Origin of the sequence: Moraxella caviae, assembly GCF_002014985.1 — a bacterium.
Classification (GTDB): Bacteria; Pseudomonadota; Gammaproteobacteria; order Pseudomonadales; family Moraxellaceae; genus Moraxella; species Moraxella caviae.
Genome location: NZ_MUXU01000055.1, coordinates 1 through 15,391 on the forward strand (window position 1 = coordinate 1; position 15,391 = coordinate 15,391).

Genomic DNA, 15,391 nt, shown 5'->3' on the forward strand with positions numbered 1-15,391 from the left:
GATTTTTTAGGGTGTCAAGCGTTTTTTTCAAAGTTTTTTAATTTTTTTGACTGCTCTAAGTTCAGCCTAAAAAATCAAGCTAACTTCTTGTTTTTTCAACGTTTTTTATTACGCTGTATCGCTTGAGTGGTGCGTATTATAGGGGGTGATTCACCCTTTGTAAAGCATTATTTTTATAAATAATGCAAAAAGTTTATAACTTATTGTTTTTATTGATTATTTTATATGAAATTTTTTACTTGTTTTATCGTCTTATCCTGTTGACAAGCTATCCACATCATTTGCCGTGAACTTATAAGCAAATTTCATGTACAATATAGCCAGATTTGGCGCAGCTTTCGCCAAAATAATCGCAAATTATTTCTATATATAAGTCAAACGCACAACTAAACCAACAAAAGACAACTTTTATGAACGCAGACGATTTTTTAGCAACGCTTGGCGAGCCTGAGCTTGATTATCAAGACGGCTATTACATCGGCATCATGAGCGGCACAAGCCTTGATGGCGTGGACGCGGCGCTGTGCCGTTTTTTTACGGATTTGCCAAACGATTTCACCGAGCAAACTACTTCTTATAAACAAGCCGCTTCTCACAAAAAAGACGCTTCTATTTATAATGATGAAACCGCACCGTCCAGCCATGGCAAGAAAATTGAGCTTATCGCCACGCATAGCCTTGATTTTACGCCTGCGCTGCGCCAAACTTTACTGGCGTTATGCATGCCAAACGGCACGGACGCACTGACTCCGAGCATGAGCGAGCTGGACTGGTTTGGGCGTGCCAGCCGTGAATATGGCGAGCTGATTAGCGAACTGGTGGGCGAATTGCTTGCCAAAACCACGCTTGGCGCAGACGACATCATCGCCATCGGCTGTCATGGGCAAACGGTGCGCCATCGCCCTGAGCAGGGTTTTAGTTTGCAGCTGATTGACCCGAACGTCATCGCCGAGCGCACGGGCATTACAGTGGTGAGCGATTTTCGCCGCCGCGATATGGCAGCGAACGGACAAGGCGCGCCGCTGGTGCCAGCCTTTCATCAGGCGATATTTGGACGGCAAGCGCACACGCAAGTGGTGCTAAACCTTGGCGGTATTGCCAACATCACCGTCCTACCGCCCAAAGACAGCACAGATACCGTGATGGGCTACGACACTGGCGTGGCGAACCTTTTGATGGACGGCTGGATTCATCGCCACGAGCAAAAAAACTTTGATAAAGATGGCGCATGGGCAAAAAGCGGCACCGTCCACGAAGCACTCTTGGCTAAGCTGTGCGCGCATCCATTTTTGGCGCAAACCGCTCCCAAATCCACAGGGCGTGAAGATTTTAATCTGGCATGGCTAGACGACGTACTGGCAACGCTTGCGCCCATCGCCCCTGCGGACGTGCAAGCCACTTTGTGCGAATTTACCGCCAAAACTGCCGCCGAACAAATCGTCAAATTCGCCCAAGCGGACGATGCGCCCACTTTATATCTGTGCGGTGGTGGTGCTTATAATACGCACCTTGCCACACGTTTTGCGCATTATTTGCCAAACTGGCACATTGACACGACAGCAGCACTGGGACTTTCGCCAACGTGGGTGGAAGCCTGCGCCTTTGCGTGGTTGGCACGACAAAATATTCTCATGCAAACGGGCAATTTGCCAGCCGTTACAGGTGCGGCGCATGGCGTGGTGCTGGGCATGGTGTGCTTCGCTTAGCGGATCTCAGACCACCTTTAACAATTTACATAGTTTAACCGCCCCAGCGAATGTTGTGGGCGGTTTTATTTTGGGTGGGTTTTGGGTGAAACTTAGATGAACTGCGGCAAATTGACCGTTTAAACAAGACAATTTAAGGAAAAACAAGCAAAATAAACCGCCAAACCAATCACTCAACCGATAAATAAAAACACTTGTAAACTATAAAACTACAAATTGCAAAAAATTCATGCTAAGATAGGCAAAATTTACCCAATTTCAATGAAAATTTATTAAATTGACGCAAATAAGGATAATTTCATGAAAAAAACCCACCACCAAAGCCGCCCAGACCACCAAAGAGTGGTGATTACTGGCATGGGCGCAATCACCCCAGTGGGCAACGACCTTACAACGATTTGGCAAAATTTGACCGCTGGAGTGAGCGGCATTGTCAAAATTGACAGCTTTAAAGACTTGCAAATCAGTGAATTTCGCTCGCAAATCGCAGGATTGGTGAAAGATTTTAACGCCAAAGAGTTTTTAAACCCCAAAGAAGTGCGCCGCTACGATGAATTTATGCACTATGCACAAGTGGCAAGTGCGAACGCCTTGCGCCACGCTGGGCTGATTGATGACGTGGTGGGCGACAGCCTGCCTGTGAATGTACCGAACGAGCGTTTTGGTGTAGTGATGGGTTCTGGCATTGGCGGCATTCAAACCATTGAAAACAGCCGTGATGCGCTGCGTGATGGCGGTGCCAAAAAGACGTCGCCTTTTATTATTCCCGGGACGATTGTCAATATGCCTGCTGGACTGATTGCCATTCGCCACAACCTAAAGGGCGCAAACCTTGCCACGTCCACCGCCTGCACCACATCCACGCACGCCATTGGCTTGGGTGCGCGGCTGATTGCTTACGGTGATTTGGACGCTGTACTGGTGGGTGGTAGCGAGAAGGCTTCCACGCCGCTTGGTATGTCCGGCTTTGGCGCAATGCACGCGCTGTCTACCAGAAATGACGAACCCACCAAAGCCAGCCGCCCTTTTGACAAAGACAGAGACGGCTTCGTGCTGGGCGATGGCGCAGGCGCATTGGTGCTAGAAAGCCTTGCCCACGCCAAAGCACGCGGCGCAACCATCTTGGCAGAACTTGTGGGCTTTGGCATGAGCGATGACGCAAGCCACATCACCGCCCCACCAGAAGACGGCAATGGCGCACGCCGAGCCATGCAAAACACCCTAGATGACGCAGGCATCACGCCAAGCGATGTCGGCTACATCAACGCCCACGGCACAAGCACGCCTGCTGGCGACGTTGCTGAAAGCCGCGCGATTCAAACGCTGTTTGGCGATGATATTTTAGTCAGCTCAACCAAATCCATGACGGGGCATCTTTTGGGCGCAGCAGGGGCGATTGAAGCGATTTTCACCGTCTTGGCACTGCAAAATCAGCTGCTGCCACCCACCATCAACCTAGACAATCCAGACGAGCGCTGCACTTTAGATTACATCGCCCACCAAGCACGCGCGGTAGAAAATCTAAACTACGCCATCAGCAACAGCTTTGGCTTTGGCGGTACGAACGGCAGCCTTGCTTTTGCACGCTGGCAAGATGCTTAATCGTCAAAACCACTGCCAAAATTCTTATACTGGCAAAGCACTTAAAAACCAAAAACCGCTCATGATAGATTTCATGGGCGGTTTTTTGATGGCTTGGCGAGCGGATAATCACACAAACACACTTTTTAAATTACGCCATCTTAAAGAAAACAAAAACACTTGCCAGCACAATCTCTGGCAAGTGTTTCACATGGAACATTTTTAAATCGTTTAAATCACGCTTAAAAACAAACCAACTTTCAATCAAAAAACCAACTAAAAATCCATAAAAACAACAAATTACGGTTTCCAGTTGATAAAATTGCTCAGCAATCTTAGCCCTGCATTGTGGCTTTTTTCTGGGTGAAATTGCGTGATGAACAGATTGTCCTTGATAATACTGGCGCAAAATTTTTGCCCATAATCACTGTACGCAGCGATGATGTTTTCGTTGCGCGCGTCTGTAAAATCTGGCTTGCAATAATAACTGTGCGTAAAATAAAAATGCTCGTCATTGCAGCCTTGCCACAAAATATGGTCGGTCTCGGCACGCACTTTATTCCAGCCAACGTGCGGAATTTTAATCGGTGCGCCTGCTTCCACCCACGCATCATCAAAACGCTCCACACTGCCGCCAATTACACCAAGACATTCCACACGGCCGCCTTCAGTGGAATAATCAAACATCGCCTGCATACCCACGCAAATCGCCATCACAGGCTTTTCATTAAGTGCCTGCTTGACCGCCACATCAATGCCGCACGCCTGCATATGTGCCATCGCATCACGCATTGCGCCCACGCCCGGCAGCAGAATTTTATCAGCACGCTTGATGTCGTCTGGCTTATTAGTGGTGATGACGTCCGCACCTGCAGTCGTCAGCGCATTTGCCACCGAATACAGATTGCCCACGCCATAATCCAAAAGCGCAATCGTTGTCATGACAGCCTCTTATAGCAGATTTTTGGTGGAAGGTAATGCGCCATTGGCACGCTCGTCAATCTCGCACGCTTGGCGCAGCGCACGCGCCAACGCCTTAAACACGCTTTCAATCTGATGATGGCTGTTTTTGCCTTTTAGATTGTCAATGTGCAGCGTGATTTGTGCGTGATTAACCAGCCCAAAGAAAAATTCTGAAAACAAATCCACGTCCAATTTGCCCACATAAGCGCGTGTAAACGGCACGTCCATGTGCAGCCCCGGACGGCCAGAAATGTCCACCACCACACGGCTAAGACTTTCATCAAGCGGCGCATAAAAATGCCCATAACGGCGAATGCCCTTTTTATCGCCCAGCGCTTCACGCAGTGCCTGACCGATGGCAATGCCCACATCTTCTACGCTGTGATGGTCGTCAATGTGCGTATCGCCCACGCATTTTACGTCCAAATCAAACAAACCGTGGCGTGTGATTTGCTCAAGCATATGATCCAAAAACGGCACGCCTGTATCCAGCTTACCTTGACCTGTACCGTCAATATTCAAAGAAACGCTGATTTGAGTTTCGGCAGTATTACGAGTGATGTGTGCGCTGCGAGCAGTCATAATTTTCCTTATTCGCCACCAAAATGGCATAAAATCAATTCTAAAATCAAATTCAACAAACCAAGCAAATCACGGCTTGTGTGGTTTCAACGAACAACCAAACACCCCATTGTACACAAAATCACTGCCATTGTGGCGATTTTTTGTAACAAATGGGCTGGTTTGGCGTGAAAATCGTGCTAAATTTGGGCGCATTGCTGGCAGATTTTACAATAACTGATTTATAAACTATAATTGACACCATATAATTGGATAATTGGGCGTTTGAATGTCAGATTTTATCCCCATTGATAAAACACAACTCCCAACCCATCAAAATGACGAACTGAGAATTTTATGATTTTACCAATTTTACACTACCCTGACCCACGCCTGCGCACGGTGGCTGCACCTGTGGCGAGCGTAGATGACGAGATTAAAACGCTGATTGCCGATATGTTTGAAACCATGTATGATGCGCGCGGCATTGGGCTGGCTGCCACGCAGGTGGATCGTCATGTACAGGTGGTGGTGATGGATTTGGCAAAAGAAGGCGAAGAGCCGCAGCCAAAAGTGTACATCAATCCTGTGGTTACGCCTTTGACCGAAGAGCTGTCGCCTTATACTGAAGGCTGTCTATCCATTCCTGAAGTGTACGATGAAATCATGCGCCCTAGCCGTGTACGCATTGAAGCACTGGATGGCGAAGGCAAGCCTTTTAGCGTGGAAGCAGACGAACTGCTGGCGGTGTGCATTCAGCATGAGCTAGACCACCTAAAAGGCATTGTTTTTGTGGATTATTTATCACGCCTAAAACAAGACCGCGCCATCAATAAAGTGCGCAAAGTCATCGCCAAAAAAGGCAAATAATCGCCAAATTGACTGCTTGGCAAAACCTTGCAAGCCTTATCAAATCCTGCAAATCCTACAAAAAAAAATAGCTTGGCAATCCACCAAGCTATTTTTATTTTCGGCTGTTTTTGGCAAGTTTTAATAAATTTAGCAAACTCACCAATTATTCGTGCATTTCACCATCCATCTCACCCAAAAATCCGCCAGATTGTCTTGCCCACAGATTGGCATACACGCCGCCTTGGGCGATTAGCTCATCGTGGCTGCCCATCTCAATGATGCGCCCTTTGTCCATCACCACAAGTTTATCAAGGCTTGCGATGGTGGATAAACGGTGCGCAATGGCAATCACTGTCTTGCCTGCCATCATGTCATCAAGGCTTTGGGTGATGGCAAATTCCACTTCACTATCAAGCGCACTGGTGGCTTCGTCCAGCAGTAAAATTGGCGCATTTTTTAACATGACACGCGCGATGGCAATGCGCTGACGCTGACCGCCAGACAGCTTCACGCCACGCTCGCCCACTTGTGTGTCAAGCCCTGTGTTACCATGCTTGTCTTGCAAGGTTTGGATAAAATCCCACGCGTGCGCAAGTTTAGCAGCGGCGATGATTTCATCGTCTGTGGCGTCAGGCTTGCCATAAGCGATGTTTTCTCGGACGGTGCGGTGCAGCAGTGCGGTGTCTTGGGTAACCATGCCGATTTGTGCGCGCAAAGAGTTTTGGGTAACGGCGCTGATGTCTTGCCCGTCAATGCGCACTTGACCGCCATCAACGTCATAAAAACGCAGCAAAAGATTCACCAGCGTGGATTTGCCTGCGCCAGAACGCCCCACCAAGCCCACTTTCTCGCCTGCTTTGATGTGCAAATTAAAATCATCAAACAGCTTGTCAATTTTATCGCCACGCCCATAATTAAAATCCACATGACTAAAATCAATCTGCCCTGCCGACACTTGCAAAGTGCCTGCGTTTGGCTTATCGGTGATGGCGTGTGGCGTGTTCAGCGTTTTCATGCCGTCTTGTACCGTGCCGATGTGTTCAAACAGGCTTGCCATCTCCCACATAATCCACTGCACCATGCCTTTTAGGCGCAGCGCAATGCCGCTTGCCACCGCAATCGCACCCACGGTTACTTGCCCAATGCTCCACAAATACACGCCAATCGCCGTACTGCCGACAATCATCAGCAAAGACAAGCTCTCAGTTGTGGTATTTAGCACCGATACCCAGCGCATTTGTGCGTGGACGGTGTGCATAAATTCACGCATGGCGGATTTGGCGTAATTGAGCTCACGATTTGAATGGCTAAACAGCTTTACCGCACCGATGTTGGCGTAGGCGTCCGTTACTCGCCCTGTCATCAAGGCGCGTGCATCTGCTTGGTTGCTCGCAGTCTCACGCAGCCTTGGCAAGAAAAAGCGCATGATGGCAGCCACCGCCACAAGCCAGCCGATGAACGGCAAAAACAGCCAAAAATCCAGCCCCAGCAAAATCACGCCACTGGTAATCAGATATGCCGACACAAACGACACCATCTCAGCGACCGTCATGATGGTATCACGCACCGCCAGCGCCGTTTGCATGACTTTGGCAGACACTCGCCCAGAAAATTCATCGTGATAAAACTGCATGGATTGCCCAAGCATGTGCTTATGAAACCACCAACGCAGGCGCATGGGCAGCACGCCTTGCAGCACTTGAAAGCGCACCAAGTTGCCAAAAAACTCGCCGAAAATTGACAGCACACACAAGCCCAAAATCAGCGTAATCAGGCTGCCTTTTTCTGCCCACAGCGTATCTGGCGTGTAAGTGGTGAGCCAATCCACGACATCGCCCACCCACGCAAACAGCAGCGAGCCAAACACGCCAAGCAACACCGACAGCAGCACACGCACAAAAATCCACGTCCGCGCGCCTTCGGTACACGCCCACAAAAACGCAAGCAATTTGCCTTTTTCTGGCGTGGGCATGGGACTGTCAGGATAAGCGTCCAAACGGCGCTCAAAATAATCAAATAGGGATTTCATGGCTTTATTCTTTAGGTTATTCTTTATGTGCAGCAAACCGCTTATTATAGCAGATTTTACCCCGTCAAGAATTGAGTGGTTTTGTAATTAAATTTGTCTTTGGCGCAAGACAACAGGCGAATGACTCTTACCCAGCCAAGCACACAGCCTAGGCACACCATCAGGCACAAAAAAGACGTGCCAAAACACGCCTTTTTAAATTCATCAGCTTATCAGCACTTGACTGACGATGATTTGTCAAATCATACCATCAAACTTCATGGTACAGCCGTGCGCCTTCACGGTGAAATTTTTCTTTCATGCTTTGTAAGCCTTGCTCGATTTGTAAGCCCTTGGCGTATTCTCTGACGTTTTGGGTGATTTTCATCGAACAAAATTTCGGGCCGCACATTGAGCAAAAATGCGCCGATTTGTGCGCTTGTTTTGGCAAGGTTTCATCGTGAAATTCTCGTGCGGTGTCTGGGTCTAACGCAAGATTAAACTGATCTTCCCAGCGAAATTCAAAGCGCGCCTTAGACAGCGCATTGTCTCTGGCTTGGGCAGCTGGGTGTCCTTTTGCCAAATCGGCAGCGTGTGCGGCAATCTTATAAGTGATGATGCCGTCTTTTACGTCCTTTTTATTTGGCAAGCCCAAATGCTCTTTTGGCGTAACATAACACAGCATTGCCGTGCCATACCAGCCAATCATCGCCGCCCCAATCGCACTGGTGATGTGGTCATAACCGGGAGCGATGTCCGTGGTGAGCGGCCCAAGCGTATAAAATGGCGCTTCGTGGCAATGAGCGAGCTGCATTTGCATATTTTCTTGAATCTTATGCATCGGAACGTGTCCGGGTCCTTCCACCATCACTTGCACATCATGCGCCCACGCACGCTTTGTCAGCTCGCCAAGCGTGATAAGCTCGCTAAACTGCGCTTCGTCATTGGCGTCTTGAATGCAGCCGGGACGCAAGCCATCGCCAAGACTAAACGCCACGTCATAGGCTTTCATAATTTCACAAATTTCATCAAAATGCGTGTGCAAGAAATTCTCTTGATGGTGCGCCAGACACCACTGCGCCATGATTGAGCCGCCACGACTGACAATGCCCGTCAAGCGATTTGCCGTCATCGGCACATAACGCAGCAGCACGCCTGCATGAATGGTGAAATAATCCACGCCTTGCTCGGCTTGTTCTATTAAGGTATCCTTAAAAATCTCCCACGTCAAATTCTCAGCAATGCCGTCCACTTTTTCCAAAGCCTGATAAATCGGCACTGTACCGATTGGCACTGGTGAATTTCTGATAATCCACTCGCGCGTCTCATGAATGTGCTTGCCTGTGGATAAATCCATGATGGTGTCCGCACCCCAGCGTGTTGCCCACGTCATCTTGGCAACTTCTTCATCAATGTTTGAACCAAGCGCAGAATTGCCGATGTTGGCGTTAATTTTCACCAAAAAATTTCGCCCAATAATCATCGGCTCGCTTTCTGGGTGGTTGATATTACAAGGGATAATCGCACGCCCAGCCGCCACTTCTTGCCGCACAAACTCAGGCGTGATCACGCGTGGGATATTTGCTCCGAAACTCTCGCCTGCGTGCTGGCGCATATCTGTCAGCTCGTGCTGCTTTTGAGTTTCACGAATGGCAATGTATTCCATCTCAGGGGTGATGATGCCTTGCTTGGCGTAGTGCATTTGCGTTACGTTTCTGCCCATCTTGGCGCGGCGTGGCTTGTCAATGTGAGCAAAACGCAAATTAGCGGTGGTGATGTCTTTGGCGCGCTCTTGCCCATAACGACTACTCAAGCACGGCAAAACTTCGCTGTCGCCACGCTCTTCGATCCAATTTTCACGCAATTTTGGCAGTCCTTTTGTTAAGTCTATCTTAACAGTTGGATCGGTATACACCCCTGATGTGTCGTACACATAAAATGGTGGATTATGCTCGCTGCCGCCTTCAATGGGCGTGTCGGTGAGCATAATTTCACGCATTGGCACACGAATGTCTGGGCGAGAACCTTGCACATACACCTTTTTAGAAGCAGGCAATGCACGAGTCAAATCACGCGCTTCATCGGTGTAGCGCTTGTCGTTAGGCGTGTGATGGGTGGTTTGGATTTTGGTGGTTGTGCTTAAAGCACTTGGATTTAAAGCAGCTGGGTTTGGAATGGTGTTGTGTTGGGTCATGAAATTTTCCTTAAAAAACATGAACCAAGCAAACCGCACATCTGACACAGCTCAGACGATACTGGATAATTTTAGTCGTATGAACACTTGCCGATACGCCTTGGCATACAAGACTGCAGATGGCGGACGTGCTTGATTCCTACGCAGGGACTAACCTGTTCAGGTTCAACGGATTTTGCGTTATAAGTTTCATGTGGAACACCAATGGCGCACCCACCAAAGACGCAATCTCAGCGGTCTCAAACCGCACTCCGTCAAGCAAATGCCAGCCTGCGCAAGTTTTTTGCTTGCACGGCTGACCTTAAGATTATTGTAAAGCGTTTTCTTGTGGCAAGCAACCTTTATTTGGTTAAATTTTAAGCAAATCTGCCCAATGCCGATTTTCATCACGGCTTAAAATCAGTGCAAAAGCAGATTGCAAAGATTGTATTAACGCCTTATTAACCGCTGATTTAGCACGCCTTCATCAAAGCAAAACCACCCAAGAAAAATTCACCCCAATGCACGATTATCCCTTGTAGAGTTTGGCGCTTCTTGTTATGATATTTTCGTGGCATTTTGCCCTTCTCATTTCTTTTTAGCTTCTTATCATCAAATAATTTAGTAGGATTTCTTGTGAATATCATCGTCTTGGGCGGCGGCGTGATTGGCGTTACGTCCGCTTATTATCTTGCCAAACACGGCTGTCAAGTTACCGTCATCGATCGCCAAAGCGACGTCGCTGAAGAGACCAGCTTTGGCAACGCAGGGCAAATCTCCCCCGGCTACTCAACGCCTTGGGCAGCCCCCGGCATCCCTTTAAAAGCGGCCAAATGGCTGGTACAAAAACACGCACCTTTTGCCGTGCGTGCCGATGGCTCGACGTGGCAGCTGGCATGGATGGCGCAGATGTTCAAAAACTGCACCCAAGAGCGCTACGCCATCAACAAAGAACGCATGATGCGTGTGTCTGAATACAGCCGTGATTGCTTGCGTGCGCTGCGTGATGAGATTGACATCAATTACGAACACCGCACAGGCGGCACGTTACAGCTTTTTAGAAAGCAGGCGCAGCTTGACGTGGTGGGACGTGATATTGAAGTGCTTAAAGAGTGCGGCGTGGCGTACGAGCTACTAGACCGTGATGGCTTGGCACGCGTTGAGCCTGCGCTTGCCCATGCCAAAGATAAGCTGGTGGGCGGTCTGCGCTTGCCTAATGACGAAACTGGCGACTGCAATCTGTTCACCAAATCGCTGGCACGCCACGCTGAGCGTCTGGGCGTGCGCTTTATGTTTAATGCCAATATTGAGCGCTTCACCACCGATGGCGATAAAATTTCAGGCGTGGTGGTCGATGGTGAGACGCTCACCGCTGATAATTATGTGCTGGCGCTGGGCAGCTACTCACGCGGCATGGCAAAATCGCTGGGGCTGTCTTTGCCTGTCTACCCTGTCAAAGGCTACTCACTCACCGTGCCAATCATTGACCCTGCCAATGCGCCTGTCTCCACCGTGCTTGATGAGACGTTTAAAGTTGCCATCACTCGCTTTGATAATCGCATTCGTGTGGGCGGCATGGCAGAATTATCAGGGTTTAATTTGGGGCTAAATCCAAGCCGCCGTGCCACGCTTGAGATGGTAACCAGCGATTTATTCACAGGCGGCGATTTACCAAATGCCAGCTTCTGGACAGGTCTGCGCCCCATGACGCCAGACGGCACGCCCATCATTGGCGCTACTAAATTCACCAATCTGTACACCAACACAGGGCATGGCACGCTCGGCTGGACGATGTCGTGCGGCTCTGGCAAGCTCATCAGCGACATCATCACAGGCACACCAACCGAAATTTCACTAGAAGGCTTGGCGCTGACTCGTTATGATTGATTGGCTTGATAGCTTAATAAATCCCACCAACTCATTGATTTTATTTAGGAAATTTTATGACTGACATTCAAAAATACGACAGCAACGACGCCATCACCGAAGTGGTGGTGCATAATGGCGTGGTATACTTGGCTGGGCAAGTACCTGACGATGACAACCTAGACATCACAGGACAAAGCAAACAAGTGCTTGCCAATATTGACAAAGCGCTGGCGGCGGCTGGCACGGATAAAAGCAAGCTATTATCTGCGCAAGTTTTCATCAAAGATTTGGCGCAATTTGACGCTTTTAATGCCGAATGGAAAGCGTGGCTGGCAGGCTGCGTACCGCCTGCGCGCGCCACCATCAAGGCAGACTTGGTCAATCCAAAGTGGCTTGTGGAAGTGATGGTCATCGCTGCGGTGTAAACTTAAGTCAAACCAGCCAAACTCGGCCAAACCATCAAAAACAAACCCCAACAAACGCATTGTTGGGGTTTTGTCTTGCTTATCAAATTTACCGTCAATTAAGAATCGGTATACAGTTTACGCACGATTTGTCCAATCGTGGCGATACCCTTTTGCAGCGTGTCATCAGGCTGGGCAATGCTTAGGCGAATGCACTCGTGCGCGTGCGGATACGCTTTGGTGTCAATCCCCACAAAGAAATGCTCGCTTGGGATAATCAGCGTGCCAGCTGCCTTGAGCTTTTCGTACAGCTCGGTGGTGGAAATTGGCAAATCCTTGAACCACACCCACAAGAAAATCGCACCTTCTGGCTTGTGAATTTTCACTGGCAAATCGGCAAACTCACTCTGCAAAAGTGCAATCGCCTTGTCCGCCTGCGCCTGATAAAACGGACGAATGGCGGTATCAGCAAGCGTCTTAATCTCATCATTAGCAAACAGCGGCGCAGCGATGGTCGCCCCAAAACGCACTGGCGATAAATTGACAATCGCATTCATCGCACTCACCGCGCGCACAATCTGTGGATTTGCCACGATGATGCCTGTGCGCACGCCCGGCAGCCCAATCTTTGACAGGCTAAAACACAGCACCGTATTTTCATTCCAGCTCAGCGTCGCATTCGTGTGAATGATGTTTGGAAATGGTGTGCCGTACGCATTGTCAATAATCAGCGGAATGCCGTGCTTTTTGGCAAGCGCATCAAGGCGTGCCATCTCATCATCGGTCAGCACATTACCTGTAGGGTTGGTCGGACGTGAGCAGCAAATCGCCCCAATCTTACCATTTTCAAGCTCTGGCAAGGCTTCCAATGCCGCAAAATCCACTTGATATTTAAAAAACCCTGCCTTACCTGCGTGCGTGGTTTCCACGATTTTTGGCGGCACCGCCACAAAATGCGAGCCATCAATGTGCGCATCGGCATAGCCAACGTACTCAGGCGCAAGCGGCAATAAAATAGACTTGTCGCCATCGGCAAACTTGCCAGAAAATAAGTTGAACAAATAGAAAAAGGCGTTTTGCGAGCCGTTGGTCAAGACAATATTTTCCTTGGTAAGCTGCCAATCGTAATGACGATTAAAAAACGCCACCAAAGTGTCCAAAAATTTCGCATCGCCTTGCGGTGTGGAATAATTGCTCACGCTTTCAAGCGCACTGCCGTCTTTGGCGATGTCTTGCAATGTGCGTGCAAATGCTTCATTCACCTTGGCAATGCTCGCAGGATTGCCGCCACCAAGCATATTGACGGGTTTATCGCTTGCCAGCGCATTTCCTAAATCGTCCATCAACTGCAAAATGCCGCTGTTTTTGGTGAATTTTTGTCCAAATACTGAAAATTGCATTCGTTTTACTCCGTTTTATGCGCAAAATTGCTTGGCTTGTGGTTTTGGCTGGCTGTCATGATTACAAATCACCAATTTCACAGCAAAATCTGCACAATGTTCCACACGAAACCATTTGCTCGCCCAATGACGTACTTACAAAATCGCCCGACAGCCTGCGCCATCGGGCGTGTTGGTGTGTCGTCAAATCTATTTATAAAATAAATCAAAACGACATCACACCAAATCCATCATTCCCACTCAATGGTCGCAGGCGGTTTGCTAGACACGTCATACACCACGCGCGACACGTCCGCGATTTCGTTCATGATGCGTGTGGAAATTTTATCCACCAAATCGTACGGCAAATGCGCAAAACGCGCAGTCATAAAGTCCACCGTTTCCACCGCACGCAGGGCAATCACCCACGCATAGCGTCTGCCATCACCGACCACGCCCACCGATTTGACAGGCTGGAATACCGCAAAGGCTTGCGCCGTCTTATCGTACCAGCCAGATTCACGCAGTTCTTGCATGAAAATATCGTCCGCCAAGCGCAAGATGTCGGCATACTCTTTTTTAATTTCGCCCAAAATACGCACGCCAAGACCCGGCCCCGGGAATGGATGGCGGTAAATCATGTGGTGCGGCAAGCCCAGCGCCACGCCAAGTTTACGCACTTCATCTTTAAACAAATCACGCAAAGGCTCAACCAGCTCAAATGCCAAATCGTCAGGCAAACCGCCCACATTATGGTGCGACTTAATGACGTGCGCCTTGCCGTGCTTGCTGGCGGCAGATTCAATCACATCAGGGTAAATCGTGCCTTGCGCCAAGAATTTCACACCGTCCAGCTTACGTGCTTCTTCGGCAAACACTTCAATAAATTCACGGCCGATGATTTTGCGCTTGGCTTCTGGATCGGTTACGCCTGCCAATGCCGACAAAAAGCGATTTTCGGCGTCCGCACGAATTACACGAATACCCATATTCTCGGCAAACATCTGCATGACTTGGTCGCCTTCGTTTAGGCGCAAAAGTCCATTATCCACAAACACGCAAGTCAGCTGATCGCCAATCGCACGGTGCAAAAGTGCCGCCACCACCGAGCTGTCCACGCCACCAGACAAGCCAAGTAGCACTTTTTCATTGCCGATTTGCTCACGCAGCTGCGCCACACGCATTTCAATGATGTTTTCAGAATTCCACTCACTGCCGCAGCCGCAGATGTTATGCACGAAATTGGCAATCAGCTCCACGCCTTTTTCGGTGTGAGTAACTTCTGGGTGGAACTGCACGCCATACAATTTGCGTGCTTCATCGCTGGCAGAAGCAAAAGGACAGCTTGGCGTGCTGGACGTGGTTGTAAAACCGTCTGCCAATTTTGCCACTTTATCACCATGACTCATCCACACTTGGGTTTGGTTGTTGGCATCTTTTACGCCAGCGAGCAAACCATCTTCTACTTGCACGTCAATCTTGGCATAGCCAAATTCTTTGACACTGCCTGCCACCACTTCGCCGCCAAGCTGTGCGGTCATGGTCTGAAAGCCATAGCAAATACCCAGCACAGGCACGCCCAGCTCAAACACCACCTGCGGCGCGCGTGGACTGCCTTCTGCGTACACGCTTTCAGGGCCGCCAGATAGGATAATGCCTTTTGGGTTGAAAGCACGGATGTCGTCTTCGTCATGGTCGTAGGCATACATCTCAGAATACACGCCAGCTTCACGCACACGGCGCGCGATAAGCTGGCTGTACTGCGAACCAAAATCTAGGATTAGGATACGATCGGTGGTGATGTTTTGGGTCATGATAGTTCCAAATACAAATTGACTGATAAATTCAAACCACTCAAGCAAAACACCAAAGCCGTCAAACACTCATTGGCGCAA

General features: G+C 49.1%; 12 protein-coding genes and 1 riboswitch. Of the genes, 6 read left to right on the forward strand and 6 right to left on the reverse strand.

What is annotated here, in order from left to right:
- The first annotated feature begins 410 nt into the window (after window positions 1–410).
- Complete coding sequence (locus B0181_RS08615) at window positions 411–1,706, forward strand: anhydro-N-acetylmuramic acid kinase (protein ID WP_078277106.1); 1,296 nt, start codon at window positions 411–413, stop codon at window positions 1,704–1,706.
- A gap of 300 nt (window positions 1,707–2,006) precedes the next feature.
- Complete coding sequence (fabF, locus tag B0181_RS08620) at window positions 2,007–3,308, forward strand: beta-ketoacyl-ACP synthase II (RefSeq protein ID WP_078277107.1); 1,302 nt, start codon at window positions 2,007–2,009, stop codon at window positions 3,306–3,308.
- A 279-nt stretch (window positions 3,309–3,587) separates the two neighbouring features.
- Here the strand turns inward: fabF and hisH are convergent, their stop codons facing one another.
- Both hisH and hisB read right to left on the reverse strand, forming a co-directional pair.
- On the reverse strand, window positions 3,588–4,229 hold the full coding sequence (hisH, locus tag B0181_RS08630; RefSeq protein WP_078277109.1) for an imidazole glycerol phosphate synthase subunit HisH: 642 nt from the start codon (window positions 4,227–4,229) through the stop codon (window positions 3,588–3,590).
- Between the two features lie 9 nt (window positions 4,230–4,238).
- A complete protein-coding gene (gene hisB, locus B0181_RS08635) occupies window positions 4,239–4,832 on the reverse strand; it encodes an imidazoleglycerol-phosphate dehydratase HisB (RefSeq protein WP_115338089.1) in 594 nt (197 codons plus the stop codon).
- A gap of 336 nt (window positions 4,833–5,168) precedes the next feature.
- On the opposite strand from hisB, the gene def reads away from it, so the two are divergent.
- Window positions 5,169–5,681 (forward strand): peptide deformylase, encoded by a 513-nt coding sequence (gene def, locus B0181_RS08640; protein ID WP_078277111.1) that lies wholly within the window; start codon window positions 5,169–5,171, stop codon window positions 5,679–5,681.
- Between the two features lie 145 nt (window positions 5,682–5,826).
- On the opposite strand, the gene B0181_RS08645 is transcribed toward def, so the two are convergent.
- Together B0181_RS08645 and thiC are read right to left on the reverse strand one after the other, a co-directional pair.
- Window positions 5,827–7,692 (reverse strand): ABC transporter ATP-binding protein, encoded by a 1,866-nt coding sequence (locus tag B0181_RS08645; protein ID WP_078277112.1) that lies wholly within the window; start codon window positions 7,690–7,692, stop codon window positions 5,827–5,829.
- A gap of 250 nt (window positions 7,693–7,942) precedes the next feature.
- Window positions 7,943–9,865: a phosphomethylpyrimidine synthase ThiC gene (gene thiC / locus B0181_RS08650; RefSeq protein WP_078277113.1), complete on the reverse strand. Its 1,923-nt coding sequence runs from the start codon at window positions 9,863–9,865 to the stop codon at window positions 7,943–7,945.
- On the opposite strand from thiC, the gene B0181_RS12120 reads away from it, so the two are divergent.
- The 3 genes from B0181_RS12120 (at window position 9,864) to B0181_RS08660 (ending at window position 12,138) form a co-directional block, all read left to right on the forward strand.
- A complete protein-coding gene (locus tag B0181_RS12120) occupies window positions 9,864–10,001 on the forward strand; it encodes a hypothetical protein (protein WP_158078956.1) in 138 nt (45 codons plus the stop codon). The genes thiC and B0181_RS12120 overlap by 2 nt on opposite strands.
- A riboswitch (TPP riboswitch) is annotated at window positions 9,985–10,129 on the reverse strand. Its footprint overlaps the gene before it by 17 nt.
- A 351-nt stretch (window positions 10,130–10,480) precedes the next feature.
- The gene (locus B0181_RS08655; protein WP_078277114.1) at window positions 10,481–11,731 is read left to right on the forward strand and encodes a D-amino acid dehydrogenase; all 1,251 of its coding nucleotides are present in this window, start codon (window positions 10,481–10,483) and stop codon (window positions 11,729–11,731) included.
- A gap of 56 nt (window positions 11,732–11,787) precedes the next feature.
- The gene (locus B0181_RS08660; protein ID WP_078277115.1) at window positions 11,788–12,138 is read left to right on the forward strand and encodes a RidA family protein; all 351 of its coding nucleotides are present in this window, start codon (window positions 11,788–11,790) and stop codon (window positions 12,136–12,138) included.
- Between the two features lie 98 nt (window positions 12,139–12,236).
- Here the strand turns inward: B0181_RS08660 and B0181_RS08665 are convergent, their stop codons facing one another.
- Window positions 12,237–13,517 (reverse strand): valine--pyruvate transaminase, encoded by a 1,281-nt coding sequence (locus B0181_RS08665; RefSeq protein ID WP_078277116.1) that lies wholly within the window; start codon window positions 13,515–13,517, stop codon window positions 12,237–12,239.
- 230 nt (window positions 13,518–13,747) lie between these two features.
- Window positions 13,748–15,310 (reverse strand): glutamine-hydrolyzing GMP synthase, encoded by a 1,563-nt coding sequence (guaA, locus tag B0181_RS08670; protein ID WP_078277139.1) that lies wholly within the window; start codon window positions 15,308–15,310, stop codon window positions 13,748–13,750.
- Window positions 15,311–15,391 lie beyond the last annotated feature (81 nt).

Bases quoted from the DNA above. Each gene is read 5' to 3' on its own strand.
- B0181_RS08615 (WP_078277106.1), top strand. From the start codon at position 411: ATGAACGCAGACGATTTTTTAGCAACGCTTGGCGAGCCTGAGCTTGAT.
- fabF (WP_078277107.1), top strand. From the start codon at position 2,007: ATGAAAAAAACCCACCACCAAAGCCGCCCAGACCACCAAAGAGTGGTG.
- hisH (WP_078277109.1), bottom strand. From the start codon at position 4,229: ATGACAACGATTGCGCTTTTGGATTATGGCGTGGGCAATCTGTATTCG.
- hisB (WP_115338089.1), bottom strand. From the start codon at position 4,832: ATGACTGCTCGCAGCGCACACATCACTCGTAATACTGCCGAAACTCAA.
- def (WP_078277111.1), top strand. From the start codon at position 5,169: ATGATTTTACCAATTTTACACTACCCTGACCCACGCCTGCGCACGGTG.
- B0181_RS08645 (WP_078277112.1), bottom strand. From the start codon at position 7,692: ATGAAATCCCTATTTGATTATTTTGAGCGCCGTTTGGACGCTTATCCT.
- B0181_RS12120 (WP_158078956.1), top strand. From the start codon at position 9,864: ATGAAATTTTCCTTAAAAAACATGAACCAAGCAAACCGCACATCTGAC.
- thiC (WP_078277113.1), bottom strand. From the start codon at position 9,865: ATGACCCAACACAACACCATTCCAAACCCAGCTGCTTTAAATCCAAGT.
- B0181_RS08660 (WP_078277115.1), top strand. From the start codon at position 11,788: ATGACTGACATTCAAAAATACGACAGCAACGACGCCATCACCGAAGTG.
- B0181_RS08665 (WP_078277116.1), bottom strand. From the start codon at position 13,517: ATGCAATTTTCAGTATTTGGACAAAAATTCACCAAAAACAGCGGCATT.
- guaA (WP_078277139.1), bottom strand. From the start codon at position 15,310: ATGACCCAAAACATCACCACCGATCGTATCCTAATCCTAGATTTTGGT.